This window comes from Flavobacterium bizetiae (genome assembly GCF_024271895.1).
GTDB classification, from domain to species: domain Bacteria; phylum Bacteroidota; class Bacteroidia; order Flavobacteriales; family Flavobacteriaceae; genus Flavobacterium; species Flavobacterium bizetiae.
In genome coordinates, this window is sequence record NZ_CP091861.1 from 659687 (window position 1) to 680287 (window position 20601).

General features: G+C 33.3%; 24 protein-coding genes and 1 tRNA gene. 18 read left to right on the plus strand and 7 right to left on the minus strand.

Annotation, left to right across the window (positions count from 1 at the left end; all coding sequences use genetic code 11):
- Positions 1 to 333: 333 nt before the first annotated feature.
- Together L0669_RS03080 and L0669_RS03085 are read right to left on the minus strand one after the other, a co-directional pair.
- Entirely contained in the window at positions 334 to 771 is a 438-nt protein-coding gene (locus L0669_RS03080) for a hypothetical protein (protein ID WP_263761241.1), read from the minus strand.
- Positions 772 to 796: 25 nt separating this feature from the next.
- Positions 797 to 1387 carry a thymidine kinase gene (locus L0669_RS03085; RefSeq protein WP_173970369.1) on the minus strand — a complete coding sequence of 197 codons (591 nt, stop codon included), beginning with the start codon at positions 1385 to 1387 and terminating at the stop codon, positions 797 to 799.
- Between the two features lie 237 nt (positions 1388 to 1624).
- Between L0669_RS03085 and L0669_RS03090 the strand changes: the two genes are divergently transcribed.
- From L0669_RS03090 to L0669_RS03130, 9 genes are all read left to right on the plus strand, one after another.
- Positions 1625 to 2725, plus strand: a complete 1101-nt coding sequence (locus tag L0669_RS03090) for a hypothetical protein (protein WP_263761243.1) — start codon at positions 1625 to 1627, stop codon at positions 2723 to 2725.
- A 113-nt stretch (positions 2726 to 2838) separates the two neighbouring features.
- Positions 2839 to 3567 (plus strand): 16S rRNA (cytidine(1402)-2'-O)-methyltransferase, encoded by a 729-nt coding sequence (gene rsmI / locus L0669_RS03095; RefSeq protein ID WP_263761245.1) that lies wholly within the window; start codon positions 2839 to 2841, stop codon positions 3565 to 3567.
- A gap of 215 nt (positions 3568 to 3782) precedes the next feature.
- On the plus strand, positions 3783 to 4127 hold the full coding sequence (locus tag L0669_RS03100) for a HopJ type III effector protein (RefSeq protein WP_072969730.1): 345 nt from the start codon (positions 3783 to 3785) through the stop codon (positions 4125 to 4127).
- A gap of 212 nt (positions 4128 to 4339) precedes the next feature.
- Positions 4340 to 6040: a single-stranded-DNA-specific exonuclease RecJ gene (recJ, locus tag L0669_RS03105; protein WP_263761247.1), complete on the plus strand. Its 1701-nt coding sequence runs from the start codon at positions 4340 to 4342 to the stop codon at positions 6038 to 6040.
- Complete coding sequence (locus tag L0669_RS03110; protein ID WP_263761249.1) at positions 6030 to 7310, plus strand: MFS transporter; 1281 nt, start codon at positions 6030 to 6032, stop codon at positions 7308 to 7310. Before recJ ends, L0669_RS03110 begins: the two co-directional genes overlap by 11 nt.
- On the plus strand, positions 7310 to 8233 hold the full coding sequence (locus tag L0669_RS03115; RefSeq protein ID WP_263761251.1) for an alpha/beta fold hydrolase: 924 nt from the start codon (positions 7310 to 7312) through the stop codon (positions 8231 to 8233). The genes L0669_RS03110 and L0669_RS03115 overlap by 1 nt, the downstream gene beginning before the upstream one ends.
- Before the next feature lie 46 nt (positions 8234 to 8279).
- On the plus strand, positions 8280 to 9143 hold the full coding sequence (locus tag L0669_RS03120) for a carboxypeptidase-like regulatory domain-containing protein (RefSeq protein ID WP_263761253.1): 864 nt from the start codon (positions 8280 to 8282) through the stop codon (positions 9141 to 9143).
- 114 nt (positions 9144 to 9257) lie between these two features.
- On the plus strand, positions 9258 to 9614 hold the full coding sequence (locus tag L0669_RS03125) for a hypothetical protein (protein ID WP_173970951.1): 357 nt from the start codon (positions 9258 to 9260) through the stop codon (positions 9612 to 9614).
- 83 nt (positions 9615 to 9697) lie between these two features.
- Complete coding sequence (locus tag L0669_RS03130) at positions 9698 to 10900, plus strand: cytochrome c3 family protein (protein ID WP_263761255.1); 1203 nt, start codon at positions 9698 to 9700, stop codon at positions 10898 to 10900.
- 7 nt (positions 10901 to 10907) lie between these two features.
- Here L0669_RS03130 and L0669_RS03135 read toward each other — a convergent pair whose 3' ends face one another.
- The 4 genes from L0669_RS03135 to L0669_RS03150 form a co-directional block, all read right to left on the minus strand.
- Positions 10908 to 11651, minus strand: coding sequence for a UDP-2,3-diacylglucosamine diphosphatase (locus L0669_RS03135; RefSeq protein ID WP_173970948.1), 744 nt, complete (start codon positions 11649 to 11651; stop codon positions 10908 to 10910).
- A gap of 64 nt (positions 11652 to 11715) precedes the next feature.
- A complete protein-coding gene (locus tag L0669_RS03140) occupies positions 11716 to 12168 on the minus strand; it encodes a 6-pyruvoyl trahydropterin synthase family protein (RefSeq protein ID WP_173970949.1) in 453 nt (150 codons plus the stop codon).
- Between the two features lie 31 nt (positions 12169 to 12199).
- Entirely contained in the window at positions 12200 to 12376 is a 177-nt protein-coding gene (locus tag L0669_RS03145) for a hypothetical protein (RefSeq protein WP_263761256.1), read from the minus strand.
- Between the two features lie 254 nt (positions 12377 to 12630).
- On the minus strand, positions 12631 to 13395 hold the full coding sequence (locus L0669_RS03150) for an enoyl-CoA hydratase/isomerase family protein (RefSeq protein ID WP_263761258.1): 765 nt from the start codon (positions 13393 to 13395) through the stop codon (positions 12631 to 12633).
- Positions 13396 to 13501: 106 nt separating this feature from the next.
- Here L0669_RS03150 and L0669_RS03155 point away from each other — a divergent pair.
- The 3 genes from L0669_RS03155 (at position 13502) to L0669_RS03165 (ending at position 15690) form a co-directional block, all read left to right on the plus strand.
- Positions 13502 to 13575: transfer RNA gene (locus L0669_RS03155), tRNA-Ala, on the plus strand.
- An 82-nt stretch (positions 13576 to 13657) separates the two neighbouring features.
- Positions 13658 to 14113, plus strand: a complete 456-nt coding sequence (locus L0669_RS03160) for a hypothetical protein (protein WP_263761260.1) — start codon at positions 13658 to 13660, stop codon at positions 14111 to 14113.
- A 206-nt stretch (positions 14114 to 14319) separates the two neighbouring features.
- A complete protein-coding gene (locus L0669_RS03165; protein WP_263761262.1) occupies positions 14320 to 15690 on the plus strand; it encodes a hypothetical protein in 1371 nt (456 codons plus the stop codon).
- A 5-nt stretch (positions 15691 to 15695) separates the two neighbouring features.
- Here L0669_RS03165 and L0669_RS03170 read toward each other — a convergent pair whose 3' ends face one another.
- Positions 15696 to 15872, minus strand: a complete 177-nt coding sequence (locus tag L0669_RS03170) for a hypothetical protein (protein WP_173970981.1) — start codon at positions 15870 to 15872, stop codon at positions 15696 to 15698.
- A 290-nt stretch (positions 15873 to 16162) separates the two neighbouring features.
- Here L0669_RS03170 and L0669_RS03175 point away from each other — a divergent pair, with 290 nt between their 5' ends.
- From L0669_RS03175 to tnpA, 6 genes are all read left to right on the plus strand, one after another.
- Positions 16163 to 16600 (plus strand): hypothetical protein, encoded by a 438-nt coding sequence (locus L0669_RS03175; RefSeq protein WP_263761264.1) that lies wholly within the window; start codon positions 16163 to 16165, stop codon positions 16598 to 16600.
- Positions 16597 to 17193 (plus strand): hypothetical protein, encoded by a 597-nt coding sequence (locus L0669_RS03180; RefSeq protein ID WP_263761267.1) that lies wholly within the window; start codon positions 16597 to 16599, stop codon positions 17191 to 17193. The genes L0669_RS03175 and L0669_RS03180 overlap by 4 nt, the downstream gene beginning before the upstream one ends.
- A gap of 14 nt (positions 17194 to 17207) precedes the next feature.
- Positions 17208 to 17561 carry a hypothetical protein gene (locus L0669_RS03185; protein WP_263761269.1) on the plus strand — a complete coding sequence of 118 codons (354 nt, stop codon included), beginning with the start codon at positions 17208 to 17210 and terminating at the stop codon, positions 17559 to 17561.
- Positions 17562 to 17606: 45 nt separating this feature from the next.
- Entirely contained in the window at positions 17607 to 18635 is a 1029-nt protein-coding gene (locus L0669_RS03190) for an oxidoreductase (protein WP_263761271.1), read from the plus strand.
- A 310-nt stretch (positions 18636 to 18945) separates the two neighbouring features.
- Entirely contained in the window at positions 18946 to 19341 is a 396-nt protein-coding gene (locus L0669_RS03195; protein ID WP_263761273.1) for a helix-turn-helix domain-containing protein, read from the plus strand.
- A 345-nt stretch (positions 19342 to 19686) separates the two neighbouring features.
- On the plus strand, positions 19687 to 20139 hold the full coding sequence (tnpA, locus tag L0669_RS03200) for an IS200/IS605 family transposase (protein ID WP_263761276.1): 453 nt from the start codon (positions 19687 to 19689) through the stop codon (positions 20137 to 20139).
- Positions 20140 to 20601: the final 462 nt, after the last annotated feature.

The following is a 20601-nucleotide window of genomic DNA, read 5'->3' on the forward strand; positions in this document are numbered from 1 at the left end:
TATATTGTAGAGCTGGACTTCAGTCCAGTTTAGATGTAATTTTTAAAAGTTCAAACCAATAGAATTATCGTATCATTTATTATTCCGTAGGAATTTTGATTGATAGAAAAAGACTACGGTTTTCGAATTGTGTCCTGTAGGGACACTTGTTATTTGCGTGATTAATTACAATAAAAATCTTCTACATTCAAACGTTCCTACGGAACGTATATTGACAAAACGATTTAAAATAGCTACCAATCAGACATTCCTACGGAATGATCAATACTCCTCTAAAAACAAAAAACCCAACAAATCAAAATCTGTTGGGTTTCTTTATATTCAAATATCAGGTTATTTATACTGATCAGGCAATATTCTTATTTTAAATAAAGCTGCTTTCTTTTTGTCATAGTAATTGTAAATCAATGAAAAATCATTGTCTCTAAAAACCTGAAGCCCCGGATTTGCTTTAGCAGTACTGATCAGACTTTTTTCTATTTCTTCTTGTATGATATTGATTTCTGCCTTTTCTTTCTCAACATTCATCAATGTCAAATTGTACTGAACAGTTCTTTCTTCAGGCAAACTCACGCTGTCTAAGCGAATGCCTTCCTGAATCGTCAACGGGCAATTTTTATTGTATTTTTCAATAAGTTCTGTCACCTCGGTGTTTACTTCCTTGACACTGTTAGAAAGATAAAACTGAAAATAAGCAACCAGCACCAATGCGATTCCGATTCCTATTAACAATAAGGTATTCTGTTTCTTTGTACTTTGTTTTTCTTCCATAGGTCTACTAAAACTTAATTGAATATTACTTTTCCTGACTTTTTTTCATAGCATTATAATAAGCTGCACGGCTTAATGGCTCATATTCCTCGGTTTCGCCAAGCATTACTAACTTATCATTATCTGTTTTTCTAAAACTATAATTGGCTAAATTTCCTGTTCTGGTACAAACGGCATGAACTTTAGTAACATATTCTGCTGTTGCCATAAGTGCCGGCATCGGACCAAAGGGATTTCCTTTAAAATCCATATCAAGTCCTGCAACTATCACACGAATTCCCTGATTGGCAAGATCATTACAAACTGTAACAATCTCATCATCAAAAAATTGTGCTTCATCAATACCAATAACGTCGCAACCTTGTGCTAAAATAGAGATATTTGCTGCGGCCGGAACCGGAGTGGAGCGAATTTCGTTCGAATCATGCGACACGACCATTTCGTCATGATAGCGTGTATCAATTGCGGGTTTAAAAATTTCGACTCTTTGTTTGGCAAATTGGGCGCGTTTTAATCTGCGGATTAACTCCTCGGTTTTACCCGAAAACATTGATCCACAAATAACTTCAATCCAACCAAATTGTTCTTTGTGATTTACTGTATTTTCGAGAAACATTTTGTATTTTTCTACCTTTAAAAATGAATAGTTTTTATTACTTTGTACTGGTAATAAATCGACGTGAAAAATCGCTGTTTTTACACTTTTTCAAAAGTAGAAAATTTTTATCAAATCGGAGATTCGCAAACGCTTATTAACAGAAATAAAAAAATATCTTTTAGATTTCTACCGGGAATAAAGACATTCAAATACAAAATATACTAAAATACCCTATTCACTATAATTTCAACAGTTATGAAAAAAAAATTGGAAGCCGATTTAATCAGCATTGCACATCGAATTTTAAAGCTTAAAAACAAATCCGATATCAATCAATTGTATCTTGAAACGCAGAAATTATACGAGAAATTAGCGGTTTTAAAGTTTGTAGATGAAAATTTCGATACTTTGAAGCCAACAATTGGTCACAGCGAAATTAGCTCTGAAATTGAATCTATTTTTGATAAAGAAGAAACAATTCCTGCAGCAATTGCAATTGGAGAGTCTGTTACAGTAACAGAAACTCCAATTGAAACTATAGCTGAACCAATAGTTACTGAAGAAATCAAAGCAGAAGAAGTAACCGAAGAAATTGTTGCTGAAGAGGTTGTTGCTGAAGAAACTGCTACAGAAGAAATTATTGAGGAAGAAATCGTTGCTGAAGTTTCTGAAGAAGTGATTCCGGAAACTGTAATTGAAACGATTACGGAACCAATTGCTGAAATTATTGAAGAACCAGTTGCGGAAAAAACTGAAGAACCAATTGCTGAAACTAAAGAAGAAACAGAAACGATCGAAGAACTTTCTTTTACAACTATTAGCGATTTAAAACCAATTCCGGATTTTGTACCTCTTTTTGAATTAGAGACAATAGAAGAAAAAGAACCGGAAAAAGAAGAGCCAAAAGCAGAAACGTCATCAAATGCAAATCCTATTACAATTTCATTTGAGGATTTTGGAGTTAATTATGCCGATGCTCAGTTTGTAAAAGTGGATAGTTTTGAAAATGTAACTTCTACTCCTGCTCCGGTAATCAATGAATTTAAAGAGAAAAAAGAGGTTCTTGAAACTGTTGTTTTAGAAAAACCGGCAGAAACAAAAGCTGCAACTTTAAACGAAAAACTGGCAAAAGGTTTTCATATTGATCTAAATGACCGAATTGCTTTTACCAAAAACCTTTTCGGAAACAGTTCTGAAGATTATAGCCGCGTCCTGAATCAATTATTGACTTTTGACAATTATAGCGAAGCTAAAGAATTCATAGAAAACATGGTGAAACCTGATTATAACAATTGGGAAGGAAAAGATGATTACGCAGAACGTTTCTTAGGAATTGTAGAAAAGAAATTTTCATAAAAAGTAAAACACGAATTTCACAGATTTACACTAATTCATTTTTGTGAAATTATAAGCACTTTAATCATTCGTGTTAATTCGTGCAATCTGTGTTTAAATATTTAAAATTAATTATGTCTAAATTATATATCGTTCCAACGCCAATTGGCAATCTTGAAGACATGACTTTTCGTGCTATCAGGATTCTGAAAGAAGTCGATTTGATCCTGGCTGAAGATACCAGAACGAGTGGAAAATTGTTGAAGCATTTTGAAATTGGCACGCACATGCACAGCCATCACATGCACAACGAACACAAAACCACAGAAAATTTGATTGCGCGTTTGAAAGCGGGCGAAACTATCGCTTTGATTTCGGATGCAGGAACTCCGGCAATTTCAGATCCCGGTTTTTTATTGACGCGCGCTTGTGTCGAAAATAAAATTGAAGTCGAATGTTTGCCTGGCGCAACTGCCTTCGTTCCAGCATTAGTCAACAGCGGTTTACCAAATGACCGATTTATATTTGAAGGTTTTTTACCGGAAAAAAAAGGACGTCAGACTCGTTTTTTGGCTTTAGCCGAAGAAACAAGAACGATGATTTTATACGTTTCTCCGCATAAACTCGTTAAGACTTTAGCTGAATTTATTACTTATTTTGGAGAAGACAGACAAGTTTGCGTTTCGCGTGAATTATCAAAATTACACGAAGAAAACGTACGCGGAACTGCAAGAGAAGTTTTAACGCATTTCGAAAAAACAGCACCACGCGGCGAAATTGTCGTAGTCGTTGCCGGAAAAACAATAACAAAAGAACCTAAGAAAAGTAAATTTTCGAAGGATCAAGAAGAAGATGAAGATTAAATTATTTAAGCCACAGATTAAAATGATTCTCACAGATTAATAAAAAAGTTCGCCACAACCCGAGCGATAGCGAATTGGCGAAGCAATTTTACTAATTTTCTCTAATTAAATTCGTGATAATTGGTGACTCGAGCGACAGCGAACAGACGAAGTAAATTCGTTGCAAAAAATCATTCGAATCATTTTAATCTGTGGCAAAAAAAACAATACATAACATGAGCATACAAGCATTTTTAGAAAAAGTAAAACAAACTCCAAACGAAATAACATTCCCCGAAACTATTGCAGTAATTGAAGAAAATTACAATTTTACTCCAACAGCTTTCCAAAACGGAACACAACATAATGCAGCCGGAGAAAACTCTGGTTCCTGCAAATTATTTTCTTTCGCGAAATTGCAAAATCTAAGCAAAGAAGAAACTTTAGCTTGTTTTGGAGCTTTTTATTTTGAAGAAGTTTTAGGAGATCCAAACGGAACAAATCACCAAAACATTAGAAATTTCATCAACTTGGGTTGGGACGGAATTAAATTTGAAGGAAACGCTTTAGAAGCGAAATAATTTTAGATTTTAGAGTGTAGATTTTAGATCTCTGAAATTTGCATTCTAAAATCTGAACTCAAAAAACTTTGACAAAGTTAAAAACGAATATCTCTGCTACAGATTAAAAAATCCTTAAAAATCATTTAATCCGTGGCATTAAAAAAATCACCTTTCTGATTAAACGATTTCTAAAATTTGAAATCTAAAATCTAAAATCTACAATAAGAAAAATGCGTTGGACATTAAAACCAAAACCTTCTCAAGATAAAGTCAATCATTTGGCACAAGCCCTAAATGTAGAAGATTTTGTAGCAACGCTTTTGATTCAGCGTGGCATTGAAACTTTCGAAGATGCCAAAAATTTCTTTCGTCCTTCGTTAGAACATCTTCATGATCCGTTCTTGATGAAAGATATGGACAAAGCAGTTTCCCGAATAGAATTAGCAATCGAAAATCAGGAAAACATTTTAGTTTTTGGAGATTATGATGTCGACGGAACAACAGCTGTTTCCTTGGTTTCGGCGTATTTAAAATCGCATTATCCTAATATTGCGACTTATATTCCGGATCGTTATGCTGAAGGTTACGGAATTTCTTTTAAAGGAATTGACTTTGCCGATGATAATGGTTTCTCGCTAATTATTGCTTTAGACTGCGGAATAAAATCTATTGATCATATCGCTTACGCGAAAGAAAAAAACATTGATTTTATTATTTGCGATCACCACCGTCCAGGAGAATTTCTTCCGGATGCAGTTGCTATTCTTGATCCTAAAAGAGAAGATTGCTTTTATCCGTATGATGAATTGTGCGGTTGTGGAGTTGGTTTTAAATTGATTCAGGCTTTAGGAACAAACAGAAATGAAACGATCGAAGATTTGGTTCCGTATCTGGATTTAGTTGCCACAGCAATTGCAGCCGATATCGTGCCAATCACAGGCGAAAACAGGGTTTTGGCTTACTACGGATTGCAAGTTATTAATTCAGATCCAAGACCGGGAATTAAAGCTTTGGTACATCAGGTAAAAAAGAGAACTCTTGATATTACTGATGTTGTTTTTATTATTTCGCCAAGAATAAATGCTGCCGGAAGAATCAAACACGGTAATCATGCGGTTGAATTATTGACTGAATTTAATTTTGAACAAGCCCAACAATTCGCATCTGAAATAGAACAATACAACTCCGACCGAAAGGATCTGGACAAACAAATTACCAAAGAAGCTTTTCAGCAAATTATACAAAATCAGGAAGAAGATCGATTTTCGACCGTTGTTTTTCAGGAAGACTGGCACAAAGGCGTAATTGGAATTGTAGCCTCGAGACTGATTGAAACATATTATCGTCCGACTTTGGTTTTTACTAAAAGCGGTGATAAATATGCGGCTTCGGCAAGATCTGTAAAAGGATTTGACGTTTACAATGCACTTGATGCCTGCTCGCAACATTTAGAGCAATTTGGAGGCCATATGTACGCAGCCGGAATGACTTTGAAAGCTGAAAACTATAAAACCTTCAAAGACGCTTTCGAAAAACAAGTCGAAGAAACGATTTTACCCGAAATGCGAACGCCGGAAATAGAAGTTGATGCCGAAATTAATTTCTCAGACATTACACCAAAACTAATTCGAATTTTAAAACAATTCGAACCTTTTGGACCTTTGAACATGACGCCTGTTTTTATGACTAAAGATGCAAAAGACACAGGTTACGCTAAAACTTTAGGCGGAGAAGATGAACATTTGAGACTTTTTATAAAACAAAATAGCTCAGACGGAATCGCCGCAATAGGTTTTGGTCTTGGAAAAAAAATAAACATTGTAAAAAATCAACAACCTTTTCAGTTAGCATATTCATTGGCTGAAAATGAATGGAACGGCAGCGTTTCTACCCAACTTATGCTTAAAGACATTAGAACAAATGACAACTAAAACAAACAAGCGAGATCCTTATCAGGCATTGCGTTACAGAGAATTTAATGTATTTCTAATATTACGTTTTGCTATGGTTTTTGCCTGGGCTATGCAATTTATCTTGATCGAATGGGAAGTTTACAGTTTAACTAAAAACCCTCTTTCGTTAGGAATTATTGGTCTTATGGAAGTTATTCCCGCCGTTGGTATGGCTTTGTTTGCCGGACATATTGTGGATCAAAAGGAAAAGAAAGGATTATTGGTAAAATGTATTTTGGGCTTTTCAGTAATTAGTTTTGGATTGTTTTTATTGACCTGGCCGAAAGTTGTTGGCGATTTATCTCCAACTGTTATTTTATATTCAATTTATACATTAGTTTTTTTAGGCGGATTAGTCAGAGCTTTTCTTGGGCCAACTATTTTCTCTCTTCTGTCTTTGATTATTCCTAAAAAAGCATATCCAAATGCGGCAACATGGAGTAGTTCGGTTTGGCAAATTGGAGCCGTTATGGGGCCGGCGCTGGCTGGTTTTTCAATTAACTGGATTGGAGTTCATTGGTCAATGTGCCTTGTTTTTGGATTCTCAATTCTTTCTTTAATGGCCTTATCTCAAATCAGTAAAAAACCTATTACAAATCCAAAGATTGGAGAATCGATAAAAGATAGTCTTGCCGAAGGTTTAAATTTCGTGTTTAAAAACCAAATTGTTTTAGGTGCATTATCGCTTGATATGATTGCAGTACTTTTTGGAGGCGCTGTTGCGTTATTGCCTGTTTTTGCTCAGGATATTTTAAAAGTTGGCGCTGAAGGTTTTGGTATTTTAAGAGCCGCTCCAGCAGTAGGAGCTTTTATTACCATGCTGGTTTCTGCTTATGTGCCTTTATATAAAAATGCAGGAAAGAAGCTTTTAATAGCCATATTTGTTTTCGGATTATCAATCATCTTATTTGGTCTTTCTACTTCATTCTGGCTTTCTGTTTTTGCTTTATTTTTGAGCGGACTTGCCGACGGAATTTCTGTAGTAATTCGCCAAACGATTTTACAGCTTAAAACTCCTGATCATATGCGCGGACGAGTTGGTGCTGTAAACTCAATTTTTGTTGGATCGTCGAATGAATTAGGTGCTTTTGAAAGTGGTGCAACGGCCAAATTAATGGGAACTGTAACTTCTGTTGTTTTTGGAGGAAGTGTTACACTTTTAACTGTTATTGTAACAGCATTAAAATCGCCAACATTTAGAAAATTAGATCTTAATAAAGATATGGAAGATCACCAAAACATGGAATAATGAAAAAAATATTATTCGTTTTCGCTTTAACAATATCCTTTTTCGCAAACGGACAAAATCTTTACATCAAAACGTACGGGAACAAAAACGACAAACCCATTATATTTATTCATGGCGGGCCAAGCGGAAATGCGACTTTATTTGAAGGCAGCAATACCGCCGAAGCACTTTCGAAAAAAGGTTTTTATGTTATTACTTATGACAGAAGAGGCGAAGGCAGATCTACAGATCCTAATGCAACATTTACTTATGCAGAAGCTTTTCAGGATCTAAATGCTATTTATAAAACATACCGTCTAAAAAAAGCAACTCTTCTTGCCCACAGTTTTGGCGGATTAGTGGCGACTCTTTATACCGAAAAATATCCTCAGAATGTGAGTAATCTTATTTTGGCAGGAGCCTTATTTTCTCAACAGGAAACTTACGATCATATTTTGGATTCGGTTAAAAAAATAGGCGCCAAAAAGAATGATTTAGCAATGCTGGATAAAATCGCTTTTGTAGAAACTCTGAATAAAAACTCAGCAGAATATCGAAAAGGATGTTTCGAGCTAGCTGGAGCAAATAATTTCTTTAAAATACCAAATCCAACGGAAGAATCTAAAAAGCTATACGCTGCTTATGATTCAAGTGAATTTTTCAAAACTAATATTCGAAATAAAAATGCTCCGTTGCTTTTCTATCAAAACGAAAAGAAAAACAATATAGACACGAGATCATCCTTAAAAAAAATAAAAGCCGAAGGCATTCCTATTTATGCGATTTACGGCAAACAAGATGGTGTTTTTTCAGATGATCAAATCAATTCTATTAAAAATTTAGCGGGTAAAAATCATTTTGCTTTGCTTGATAATTGCTCTCATTATTTGTTTGTAGATCAACAAAAAGAGTTTCTTTCAAATGTTAAAAATTGGATAAAGTAAGTTTTGATTGTAATGGAATTTCATTTCTTTATAAGAAATTTTCTAAATGAAATTTGCAAAACTTCTACTTCTATTTTTAATAACTTTTAATGTATTCGCTCAGGAAAAAACCATTTCCGGCGAAATAAAAGATTCAGAAAACAATTCAACTTTAGAATATGTCAACATTGGAATCTTCAATAAAAACACAGGAACGGTTTCAAACTCAAAAGGAATTTTCAGTTTAAAGCTAAACGAGAAAGTCAGCCTTAACGATACAATTGTGTTTTCGCATATTGGTTATGAGAGCAAAAAAATAGTTGTCAATCAATTAAAATCAACAAACAACTCTATTCTTTTAAAACCTTCAGAAAACACTTTGAAGGAAGTTGTTGTAAAATTTAAGGAGCCAAAACCCAAACAATTTGGAAGAAGTTCTAAAGGCCTTTCTTTAATGCATTCTAACTTTTATTATGCTCTTGATAAAGATGTCGACGATCGGTTGAGCCGCGAAAAAGGAATGAAATTTAAAATTAAAAAAGATTGTAAAGTCAATGATTTTAATTTCAACATTACTTCAAACGAATTTAAATCAGTTAAATTCAGATTAAATTTTTATAAAGTAGAAAATGATTTACCTACCAACCTCATCCTTGACAAGGATATTATTTTTGAAGTAAAAAACGGATTTCTGGGATTATATACTTTAGATTTAAAACCATTTGACATTTATCTGGATAAAGAAATGGGAGATATTGCGGTAACCATTCAATGGATTGAAAGCGTAAAAACTAACGAGAAAAGTAAATTTTTCGCCATTTCAACTGCAATGTCAGCTACTGAAACGAGTTTTTACAGAGAAAAAAACATGAGCAGCTGGTATAAAAGCGGCCAGAGTTTGACTTTCTATCTTAACACCATGTGTCAATAGAAGCATTTACTTATGTCTATTGATTGGTTAACAAAAAAATTATTTTTTTTATGAATTTTTTATTTAGAATAAATATAAATAATATTTATATTTGTTGAAATAAAAGGATTTGCAATGAGAGAAATAGAACAATTATACCACAACAACTTTGGTATTGCCTTTTACTGGAAAAAGGAAAACGAAGTCATAACCGATAAAATACAATTGGTATTTAAAGAAACCGGATTTTATTTTACGATACAGGAATTAAATTATTTTTGCGATTTAATCGAAGACAGTTTAATCGAAAATGCTTGTTGTGAAGCTTGTGAATTAAAAAACTCTTGTCACAAATTTTTACTTAAAACTCCTTGTGCTTCAATAGATCTTGCTGTTTCTGTAAAAGAATTAAAATCGATTAAAGATTTAGTTGAAGGTTCTTTGTTCAGAATTGAACTAGACGAATATGTTTACGGAGTTGGCTTAAACTAAGACACATTCTAAATATTTTAACATCATTTTTTCATTATTGAAATATATTTTGATTTTCTTCAAAAAAAAGTATATTTACAGCAATGAAAAAAAACAGAATACTTTTTACTTTTTTGGTTTTGGCAGTTTTCTTTTCAAGCTGCAACAATAAATCCGATGAATATATTGATCCGCGAGGCCCTGACTACGCAGGTTCTGAAAGCTGTATTCAATGTCATCAGACACAATACGACATGGCTTTAAAAAGTGCTCATTTTAAAGCAACTGCTCCGGCAATTTCAGGAAATGTCCTGGGCGATTTCGACGAAAAAAATCATACTTTTATTTATGACAAGGATACTAAAATTGTCATGGAAAAACGCAATGACAGCCTGTATCAGGTTTTATATAAAAACGGGAAAGAAGTTCAGGCGCATCGTTTTGAAATCGTTTTTGGTACCAAACATGCGCAAACATCTGTTTACTGGCGAGACAACAATACTTACGAATTGCCACTTTCATATTACAATGCTATAAATAGCTGGGCAACAAGTCCGGGATTCCCTGCTGACAAGCCTTATTTTGACCGAAAAGTGGTTAGAGACTGCTATGCTTGTCACAGTTCGAATATAAGCAGTAGAAACGTAAATCAGAATCCTGATGAAGTCAATTTTCTATCTGCAGAAGTTGAAGATGTAATCGACAAAAAAACGATCGTTTACGGAATTGATTGTGAGCGTTGCCACGGTCCCGCGAAGAAACATGCCGAATTTCATTTAAAAAATCCAAACGTAAAAGTAGCCAATAGCATGGTAAGCTATAAAACATTAAACAGGCAACAAAAGTTAGATGCCTGTGCGCTTTGCCATTCCGGAAATGACGGAATGAAGATGAAATCCCGCTTTGATTTTAAGCCGGGAGATAATTTATCTGAATTTTACAGAAGTACCAGAAACCCTAACGACACCACATTTGACGTACACGGAAATCAATTTCACTTAATGTCGCAAAGTAAATGTTTCATTAAAAGCGAAAAAATGGATTGTATTACCTGCCATAATCCGCATGAAAATGCTTCTAAAAACTTAGCTTCGTATTCTAAAATTTGTATGAGTTGTCATCAGGGTTTAAAGCACAATGCAACAACATTAAAAACAATGTCAGGAAGTTTATTGGCAAATAATTGTGTAGAATGCCATATGCCGAAGAAAATGTCGAATGCAATTAAATTTCAGATTTCTAATAGTAAAGAAATGTCGAATTATATTTTAAGAACACACAAAATCGGAATTTATCCTGCTAAATAAACAATAATTATTTCTCGAATTTTTTAAGTTCAAAAGTTTCTCCATCAAAAACGCCATAAGTAAAATAACCAATCCAGTCGCCTAGATTTACATATTTAGCGTCCTGCCCTACTTCTATGATCATAGGTAAATGACGATGTCCGAAAATAAAATAATTATAATGCTGAGTTTCGAGTTTACGTTTGGCGTATAAAACCAGCCATTCGTTCTCCTCACCTAAAAATTTCACATCTTCGTCGCCTGAGATTAATTTGTTTTTAACCGATAAATATTGTGCTAAACTCACGCCAACATCCGGATGTAACCAGCGGAAAAGCCATTTTGAAAAAGGATTTGTAAATACCTTTTTCATTCGCTTATATCCTTTATCACCAGGACCTTTTCCGTCTCCGTGACCAATAAGGAATGTTTTTCCGTTAAAAGTAAATTCTTTGTTATCATGATAAACCGGAATATTCAATTCGGTCTCGAAGTAATCATTCATCCATAAATCGTGATTTCCCACGAAAAAATAAATTGGAATTCCACTATCACGAATTTCGGCTAATTTGCCTAAAACACGTACAAAACCCTTTGGAACAACCGTTTTATACTCGAACCAAAAATCGAATAAATCTCCCAATAAAAAGATAGCTTCTGCATCGTGCTTTACTTCGTCGAGCCAGGCCACAAATTTTTGTTCGCGCGGCAAACTCAACTCAGGCGTTGGAGCACCAAAATGCTGATCAGAAGCAAAATATACTTTTTTCATGTATTGTGAGATGTGGTTTGTGAGATGTGAAACGTTTTACCTTTCACAATTTACTTTTTTCTATTTACAAATTATCACTCGCGTACCATTCTGCAAATGAAGATTCTGTTTCCTGAAGTTTAAGAGAGAAAAGAGAAATATCTTTTGGTAAACGCGCTATGATTCTTTCTGCAAAATCAACCACCATGTTTTCGCTTGTTGGCTGATACTTTACTAAAATTACGTGATGGCCACGATTTTTTAATTCATTTGCCAATTCGATATGAGGCGTAGTTTCGTTAAAAACCGTTGCATGATCAAACTGATCGACGATTTCTTCTTTTACAATTTTCTTTAAGTCCGAAAAATCAATTACCATTCCGAATTTCACATTCGACCGATCTGTGATTGGCGAACCAATAACCGTTACCGATAATTTATAACTGTGCCCGTGAACGTTTTTGCATTTTCCGTCGTAACCGTATAAAGCATGCCCGGTTTCGAAACTAAATTGTTTTGTAATTCTGATATTACTCATCGATTTGAATTTTAGGTTGCAAATTTACAAATTAATAACCGTTTTCATCTCTTTTTTTAGCTCTGTTATACATCCAATATGCAATTCCTATTAAAACTACAAAAGGAATAAACGATCCAATGACCACTCCTATCTGATAACTTCCATCAGGAGCGTTCTTAATTTTCTCTGCAACATCTACATGCTGGAATAATGAAATGATATTCATATTAATAATTTTATTATCAAAAATTCCAATATTTTTAAAATTCCAAATTCCAATTGCAACTTAGTAGTATTGGAATTTGGGACTTTCCTATTTGAAATTTTCTTTTTTATTTACTTTAAGAAATAGCCTTTACAAAATCGAAACTTTGTCAAAGTTTAAAACTTTGACAAAGTTATCGCACTGAAAACTAAGACCGAGACCGAGACCGAGACTGAGACTGAGACTGAGACCGAGACTAAAACTAAAAAAAACCGTTACTTCTTAAACTGCGTCAAAGCCTTTCTTGAAAAATCAGATAAAACTAATTTTCCTGTAATTGCTGCACGTTCGATCAGTAAAGATTCCCAATGTTCAGTTCCTTCCCAAATAATTTTCTTCATTTCCTTTAAAGCTTCGGGATTATAAGAACTTAATTTTTGAGCAAAACTAGCGACTGCATTATCAAGATTTTCTGCAGTATGAATTTCAGAAAACAATTTATTATTTAATGCCCATTCTGCTGACTTCCACTCGTGCGCTGCCAAAGTCATTTCGGCCATTGCTGCTTTTCCTATTTTGCGGGAAACAGCCGGTTCGATCACAAACGGACCAATACCAATTGCCAATTCAGATAATTTTATTGCACTTTCGGGCGTTGCCAAAGCATAATCACAAGCCGATATGATACCAACACCTCCGCCAACAGCTTTTCCTTGAACACGCCCAACAATAAGTTTAGAACAATTGCGCATGGCATTTAGCAAATGAGCAAATCCTGAAAAAAATGCTGTTCCCTGAACTTCATTTTCTACTTGTAAAAGCTCATCAAACGAAGCTCCAGAGCAAAAAACTTTTGTTCCTTCGCTTTGCAAAATAATAACCGAAACCGTTTCATTAAGACTTAAAGAATTAATTTCGGCAGTTAGGCGATCCAGCAATTGTCTTGGAAAAGAATTACTCGCCGGATGGCCAAATTGTACTGTTGCAACTGCATTATTGAAAATAGTTTGTAAAGAACCGTTTTGATTTTCTAAACTCATAAAAATAGATTTGATCGTAAAGTTACAATTTTGACAACTATTTTTACCTGAACCCGATTTGAAATTTGTTTTTTGAAAATTAATTGACTTTATTTGCTATCGCTTTGGGGGATTAGCTCATTTGGCTAGAGCGCTTGCCTGGCAGGCAAGAGGTGATCGGTTCGAATCCGATATTCTCCACAAAAAAACCGTATTGCTTAATTGTAATACGGTTTTTTTTATATTCAAAAAAGAAAAAGTCTTAATACAAACGAATTATCAAATGGAAGAAGATAAAAACGAAGGTAAAATCTTTGTACAGATAATTGAATCTACTTTTCTCTCAATAATATTGATAATAGTTATTGGTCTTTTTTTTACATATCAAAAAAATCATAGTTTTCAGTTAAACTCCTTACTGAGCGGAGTATTGATAATGTATTTATGTTACTCATTTATTCCCATCTTTATTCTTTCAGGAATTTTTTATTACCTAAACAAGAACTTCTCATTACTGCTTTATCTTATACTTTTCTTTTTTAGCTTATGGGCTACGCTTTTCATTATATCCAATTCTGGTGAAATAAAATACAACAACCAAATTCCGGATATCATGGATGGTCTTTCAGAATTTATAACTATAAAATTAATTCAGATTATTTTTATTGTTGTTATTTCAAATTTCATAATTGTCCTGAAAAATTGGTATATCGCAAAAAAAGATGTTTTAGAAAACTAGAATAATTTCTTTTTTTATTTCTATTACAACCTTTTCACTACAAAACTTGTTTCAATTAGGTCTTTTTTACAAAAGACAAAACTTAACTTCTTACGTTTCATTAAATTATCTTAATTTAACTCTGTAACAATCCTATAAAAAATTCGTCTATATTTAACTATAAACAGCATAAAACACACAACCACTAACATAAACCAACAAACCGAATGAAAAATAAATTTTTACTCTCACTTTTATTTTTAACGACTTTAGCATTTGCTCAAAAAGCAACTTTTAAAATTAAATATTCTGAACAGTTGGCTGTTTTTGTTTTTCTACAAAATCTTTCCGAAAATTATCCTGAAAATGTTTTCAAGACCGAATTCCAAAAATCAAAATACAATACAGAGAAATTCAGAACAATCATTTCTAATTTCGACAAATTAAACATTTACTATAGTTATCCTTTTGATGAATATCCGTTTGGGTCAAAAAAGACGATGCAGACAGAAGATCTCGTGAAAAAAAACCTCATCGAAACCAATAATCTAACAGAATTCAAGCTTCGCTCTATAGGTTTTATTCCTAGTAAAACCCTGAGTGACTTTGCCGAAAGTATTGTAGCATTCACCCCAATTTACAACGAACTAATTTACAACCCCAATAAAGAAAAATTCGAAAAACAACTTGAGGAAATCACAAAATATTCGAATGAACATACTATCGAAAACTATTTTCAAATAGGGTTATTGTTCTATAACTCGGGCTGGGACAATTCAATTCCTTTCGAAATAGCTTTTTATCCGCTGCCCAATTCGCAAGGATTTACAGCGCAAGCATTTTGCAACAATTTTATAAGCGCTATACAAACCGACCTAAAATCGCATAAAGATTTGTTTAGTGTGATGCTACACGAAACCTATCACATTATTTACGACGAACAATCACTTGCCGTAAAAACAGATATTGATCGCTATTTTAAAGAAAACAAATCAAAATGCAGTAATTATGCCTATCAACTTATGAATGAAGCCCTGGCAACAGCATTAGGAAACGGTTATGTATACGGAAAATTAGATGGTCAAATAGATTCAGGAGATTGGTACAATAAAAAATATATCAATCTCATGGCAAAGCAAATTTATCCATTGGTTATAGAATATATCGACCAAAAGAAACCTATGGACAAAAATTTCATTGACAACTATATCAGTCTTTACGAAACAAACTTTCCTGAATGGATCAATGAACTTAATAATATCATGAGTTATCGTTATGTTCTTACCGAAAATCCAGAAGATATAAATGCCATCAGAAAATTGTATCGTTATCGCTCAAGAACCGAAGAAGAATATGAAATTACAAAAAGCAGTATCGAAAAAATGAAAAAAACATCACTAACAAAAGTGATAATCATTTCAAAAAACAATTCCGAAAAAATAAAACTCTTAAAAAGCGAATTTGCAGAGCTAAAAAACTGGAAAGTCAACGCCAATCAGGAATTTGCACACAAAATTCTGTTAGACGACAAAAGTCAGCTGATTGTATTGAATCAAAAAAACTCAACGATCGAAGAGCTTTTCAAATCAATAAAATAACCCTTTTATCGTTCGCCCGCGTTATTATCAAAATCAGAATCTTCCTCTTCAGCTTTCTTAAAATCATTATTTAATAAATCTGTCAGCTTCTTTTTCTCTTTCTGATTCTTTTTTGTGGTAAACACGATTAAAACAATTACAACTGCAACTACAATTGCTATTATTATCCAATTGATTTCCATAACGCTAATTTTTTAATAAAGTTACTATTTTAAACGTACAGAATATTACCAAAAGGTTAAGCCTTAGCGTTATAAAAATCAGGAGCAAAAGTTTTGTTTTCAAAACACCAATTGTCCCGCTGTACACTATATCTTTTTATTCGCAAAAAAAAGCGAATAAAAAGGATGCCGTTTCCATCGGGGCTAGATTAGAAGTTTTGTTTTTTGTCAGAAATCTTTTTTATATTTAAATTTTATAAAGGCCGTTTGTTTTAAGCCTTTTCGAATTTCCAAGCAATAAAACACCAAACATGCTCCAAAAAAACACAATGCTTAAAAATCTAAAAAAACCATTATCAATTGGTCTGCTATTTTTTATAAGTACCTTTTTAGAAATTTACTGGGCTGTTGGTCATTTTTCCGGAAAAATCTCAAGTGGCAATCCTGACGCTTCTTTTTTTGATGATGCCTATCTAATGTCGCTGTTTACCACTATCTTTTTAACGATTGTATTTCTTTTCCTTGGCTTCATTAAAAACCAATATTTAAAAATTACAATTCAGTCAACAGTATTAATCTCAGTTTGGTTTTTCTGGAATTATACCATTTTTGTCGATCGCGAATCGTCCTGGAGCACTTATACTTTCAAAGAAGAACTTTATTACACTTTTTCTGTTTCAATTTTACCTATTTTGGTTTTAGCAGTTGCTGCAATCTTTTCTTTAAATTATATCTCAAAAAAGCTATGAACCAAAACAAAAAATCGAGGATCATTTTAAGAGTTTATCTCATTCTTAGCTCTCTCTTTGCGTTGGATTGTCTGCTCTATTTTAATAGACTTATTAGTTTACGAGGCTATTACAGCGATGTTGTTTTATATTGGTTGTTGTTTTTGACCAGTTTTGTGGTAATTGTGGTATTTTGGAAAAAAATCACGGCAAAACTACTTTTGGCAGGAATTATATTAGCCATCATACTTAGCATCTTACCTCTGATGATGCCTTTTTATGCATGGATACTTTCGACTACATCATTAGGATTAATGATAGACAAAAATTTAAATGAAAAATACAGGGCACAAATTGTAAGCTATAGCGCAATGGCGCCACCATGGCTTGAAGTAATAGAAAAACATGGCCTTCTGGAAAAAAGAATATTAAAAAGCACCGATTATCAACTTATGAATGATGATCTAAATATAAAAATCAGAACAGCAAAAGACATCATTTTCAATCACGAAACCGACAGTACGCTAACTCTGACATTGTTTTACGGAGGTCCAAATAAAACCATTACCTTCAATAAAAATACCGGGGAAGTCTTAAAAATAAAAACAAACTAAACAAACCAAACAATATGACACTATTACTTCGCTGGTTACTACTACCTATAATAGCATTAATCGCATTATTGTTCTGGAAAGGAAGTCCGCTACTTATAAAATCGACTTTATTAATTGTTCCTTTAGCCCTTATTATAAGTTGGTTTGCCCACGAAGGCGCATTTAGCGGAGGCGGAGGATTAGCAAAAATGTACGGTTTATTAACCATAATCGTATTCTTGATTTGCTACGAAATCGGAATGCTGACTAATCGTTTTTACCTCGCCAAAAAAAGCATCGGCACCATACACGACAATATATTGCTTATCACAGGATTCGTTTTATTACTCGTATCAATCATATTATTTCTCATTGTAATTTCAAAATAAAACGATCTAAGAATCTCCATAATTTTTTAAACCAAAATTTTATTTATGAATTTTAAAGTACCTACACTCCTTAGCATTTCCTTTCTTTTTCTATTATCCTGCAACAATAAAAAAGAAACCGAAACCAATAAACCCAATTTAACCAAAACAGCTACTGCCCAAAACGATTCCGTTCAACCCGAAGAAGGCACAAGAAAAGAAAGCATTAATTTATTTACCATTATCCCAAAAGACAGCAGCGATGTTGCTTTTGTTTCCCTTTCGGATATTTATCCTGTAAACGACGAAAAAGACACGCTTGCTTTACCCAACATCGAAAAGATCGGAAAATACAATGCTGTATACTTCACCTTTGATAAAATTCACAGAAAAAGATTTTTAACCAAAACCAATATATCCGAAACTGATTCTGTTTTTATTATCGATTATGCCAAAAACAAACATGTTTCTTTTGCCGTAAAAAATCTAAAAACCGCCGCAATGTTAGATGGTTATTCTTCTGCCGAAGATTGGCCGTACCAACAATACGATTTTATGATTGGGTTTGAAATCAGCAAGAAACATTTAAACGGATTCAGCGAATATTATAGAGATGCCTTAGTATATGTGGGGAAAGAAAATCCGTTTTCGAAAGAACCTCTAAAAGCTATTGCCTGGAAAAAAATTGCTCAAAAAGATTATCCTTCAAAAGCAATAAAAAATCAGGATCGTACATTGCTAAAAGGCAGAGTTGCCGGCAATACCTACTCCTACAAGACCGAAAGCTATCAGTATTTTTTACAAGACTACCTCGACAGCAATAAAACAATTTATGGCAGACGCCTTTTGGTTATCGATTCTAAAACGAAAGACATCATAATCGAAAAGCTTTACACCCAAAGCGAAGGCACCTCTCCTGCTCCATTAAATTATGAAGAAGGCGACGATGCTATCAACCAATGGACGGGGAAACTTTTTAAAAATAAACCTCAGGTAATTTTTGGTTTCGAGTATATGTCTTTCGGTTGCCCTGGCATTTCAATTATTGATAAATCTAATGAGGAGATTTTTCTACAATGCGATAACCGACATTAAATCAATAATCTAAATAATCAGGAGCAGAAGTAATGTTTTCAAAAAGACCATTTGTCCCGCTCTCAGCTATATCTTTTTATCCACAAAAAAAGCGGATAAAAAGGATACCGCTTCCATCGGGGCTAGATTAGAAGTTTTAGTTTTTATAAGAGCTTATTTAATTGACTTCTATTTGTATGAAAAATTGTATTTTTGTTTACGAGAGTTTAAAAACTATAGAATCAAAAACTACTAAATTGTATCATACACAAATAACCCTGTTTTTTACTGAAAAACGATTTTGTAAATGATTTTTAAATACCTTTGAATTATGAGCACAGTAACAAAACCAAATCATATAGGGCGTAAAATAAGCCGTATTCGTGAACTTCGAGATATGAAACAGGAAGCTTTGGTACAAGCTTTAGGAACAAATCAGCAAGCGGTTTCGGCTATAGAAAATAGTGAAACAATCGATGAAGCAAAGCTTGTCGAAATAGCAAAAGCACTTGGTGTAACTGCAGAAGCAATAAAAAATTTTTCAGAGGAAAATGTCATTAATTATTTTAATACTTTCAACGACAGCCCCGGAAACTTTGGAAATTTTGCTAGCGGAGCAATTTGTAATTTCAACCCGCTTGATAAAGTAGTTGAGCTTTACGAACGTTTGGTTCAAGCCGAAAAAGATAAAGTTGAGTATTTAGAAAAAATACTAAAAGAGAAATAGTTTTAAATTAATTTTTGAAATAAAACAAAAAAAGTCATTCTAAACAGAGTGGCTTTTTTTTATTTAGAATAGTAGCTTAAAAACATGACTTATTTCGACAGAAAAATGACTTTTAGAGCAAGAGTAAAAAACGGAATTAATTTATTTTTACTAGTATCGAATATCTTTAACTATTTAAATCCAAGATGATATTAGAATCAATTTTTTAAAAAAAGTTATCAATCATAAGTTCGAAACAAAAATTAAAAATGGGCTGAAAGCCCAAAAGCAACAGCGTAGTGCAACGCACTATGAACTAAAAATAATCGCAAATATTGCCCTGAAAGGGCCAAAGCAAAAAATAACATGTCACAATCACTATCAAAAGTATATGTTCATTTAACATTTAGCACCAAAGGGCGTTATCCATTTATTGACGATAAAATACAAGAGAGATTATGGCAATACCTTGGCGGAATTTGCAAAGGGTTAGAATGCAACCCAATTCAGATTGGGGGACATAAAGACCACGTACATATTTTATGCTTGTTGTCTAAAAAGATTACTCAAATGAAATTAGTAGAAGAAATAAAAAAGCAATCTTCAAAATGGATAAAAACGATAGATGAAAATTACATAAAATTTTATTGGCAAGATGGCTATGGTATTTTTTCTGTCAACCCATCACAACTAGAAATAGTAACGCAATACATTAAAAACCAAGAAGAACATCATAAAAAACAGACATTCAAAGAAGAACTACTGGCTTTTTTAACCAAATATCATGTAACATATGATGAACGTTTTCTTTGGGATTAGGCTTTCGCCCTTACAGGGCTTTACTAATAATTCGTCATTTATTTCATAGTGCTCCGCACTATGCTATTGCTAAAGCTCTTTCAGAGCAATTCTCGAACGCTTTAATTTTTTAATTTTTATTCGAAAAGAAATCCAATAGCACGAATTTGTGATTATAAGTGATCAAAACTTTTAAAAATGGGCTGAAAGCCTAAAAGCAATAGCGTAGTGCAACGCACTACGAATTAAATCAAAAGAGGAAATTGCCCTGAAGGGGCAAAAGAAAATTGAGAACAAAGATTCAATGAAAAAGGTATTTTCTAGAAGAACATCGTATAAAATATGGTAAACATCCCTTTTGGGATTAAGCTTTCCCCCTTACAAGGCTTTACTAATAATTCGTCATTTATTCATAGTGCTCCGCACTATGCTATTGCCAAAGCTCTTTCAGAGCAGTTTTCGAACACTTTAATTTTTTAATTT

What these genes read in the sequence shown, in the direction of transcription:
- L0669_RS03090 (WP_263761243.1), top strand. Translation starts at nt 1,625, where the DNA reads ATGAAAAAAAAATTGGAAGCCGATTTAATCAGCATTGCACATCGAATT.
- L0669_RS03135 (WP_173970948.1), bottom strand. Translation starts at nt 11,651, where the DNA reads ATGAAAAAAGTATATTTTGCTTCTGATCAGCATTTTGGTGCTCCAACG.
- L0669_RS03080 (WP_263761241.1), bottom strand. Translation starts at nt 771, where the DNA reads ATGGAAGAAAAACAAAGTACAAAGAAACAGAATACCTTATTGTTAATA.
- L0669_RS03130 (WP_263761255.1), top strand. Translation starts at nt 9,698, where the DNA reads ATGAAAAAAAACAGAATACTTTTTACTTTTTTGGTTTTGGCAGTTTTC.
- L0669_RS03170 (WP_173970981.1), bottom strand. Translation starts at nt 15,872, where the DNA reads ATGGAAATCAATTGGATAATAATAGCAATTGTAGTTGCAGTTGTAATT.
- L0669_RS03185 (WP_263761269.1), top strand. Translation starts at nt 17,208, where the DNA reads ATGACACTATTACTTCGCTGGTTACTACTACCTATAATAGCATTAATC.
- L0669_RS03195 (WP_263761273.1), top strand. Translation starts at nt 18,946, where the DNA reads ATGAGCACAGTAACAAAACCAAATCATATAGGGCGTAAAATAAGCCGT.
- L0669_RS03160 (WP_263761260.1), top strand. Translation starts at nt 13,658, where the DNA reads ATGGAAGAAGATAAAAACGAAGGTAAAATCTTTGTACAGATAATTGAA.
- L0669_RS03125 (WP_173970951.1), top strand. Translation starts at nt 9,258, where the DNA reads ATGAGAGAAATAGAACAATTATACCACAACAACTTTGGTATTGCCTTT.
- L0669_RS03145 (WP_263761256.1), bottom strand. Translation starts at nt 12,376, where the DNA reads ATGAATATCATTTCATTATTCCAGCATGTAGATGTTGCAGAGAAAATT.
- L0669_RS03190 (WP_263761271.1), top strand. Translation starts at nt 17,607, where the DNA reads ATGAATTTTAAAGTACCTACACTCCTTAGCATTTCCTTTCTTTTTCTA.
- L0669_RS03140 (WP_173970949.1), bottom strand. Translation starts at nt 12,168, where the DNA reads ATGAGTAATATCAGAATTACAAAACAATTTAGTTTCGAAACCGGGCAT.
- L0669_RS03085 (WP_173970369.1), bottom strand. Translation starts at nt 1,387, where the DNA reads ATGTTTCTCGAAAATACAGTAAATCACAAAGAACAATTTGGTTGGATT.
- L0669_RS03180 (WP_263761267.1), top strand. Translation starts at nt 16,597, where the DNA reads ATGAACCAAAACAAAAAATCGAGGATCATTTTAAGAGTTTATCTCATT.
- L0669_RS03175 (WP_263761264.1), top strand. Translation starts at nt 16,163, where the DNA reads ATGCTCCAAAAAAACACAATGCTTAAAAATCTAAAAAAACCATTATCA.
- rsmI (WP_263761245.1), top strand. Translation starts at nt 2,839, where the DNA reads ATGTCTAAATTATATATCGTTCCAACGCCAATTGGCAATCTTGAAGAC.
- L0669_RS03110 (WP_263761249.1), top strand. Translation starts at nt 6,030, where the DNA reads ATGACAACTAAAACAAACAAGCGAGATCCTTATCAGGCATTGCGTTAC.
- recJ (WP_263761247.1), top strand. Translation starts at nt 4,340, where the DNA reads ATGCGTTGGACATTAAAACCAAAACCTTCTCAAGATAAAGTCAATCAT.
- L0669_RS03115 (WP_263761251.1), top strand. Translation starts at nt 7,310, where the DNA reads ATGAAAAAAATATTATTCGTTTTCGCTTTAACAATATCCTTTTTCGCA.
- tnpA (WP_263761276.1), top strand. Translation starts at nt 19,687, where the DNA reads ATGTCACAATCACTATCAAAAGTATATGTTCATTTAACATTTAGCACC.
- L0669_RS03150 (WP_263761258.1), bottom strand. Translation starts at nt 13,395, where the DNA reads ATGAGTTTAGAAAATCAAAACGGTTCTTTACAAACTATTTTCAATAAT.
- L0669_RS03120 (WP_263761253.1), top strand. Translation starts at nt 8,280, where the DNA reads ATGAAATTTGCAAAACTTCTACTTCTATTTTTAATAACTTTTAATGTA.
- L0669_RS03100 (WP_072969730.1), top strand. Translation starts at nt 3,783, where the DNA reads ATGAGCATACAAGCATTTTTAGAAAAAGTAAAACAAACTCCAAACGAA.
- L0669_RS03165 (WP_263761262.1), top strand. Translation starts at nt 14,320, where the DNA reads ATGAAAAATAAATTTTTACTCTCACTTTTATTTTTAACGACTTTAGCA.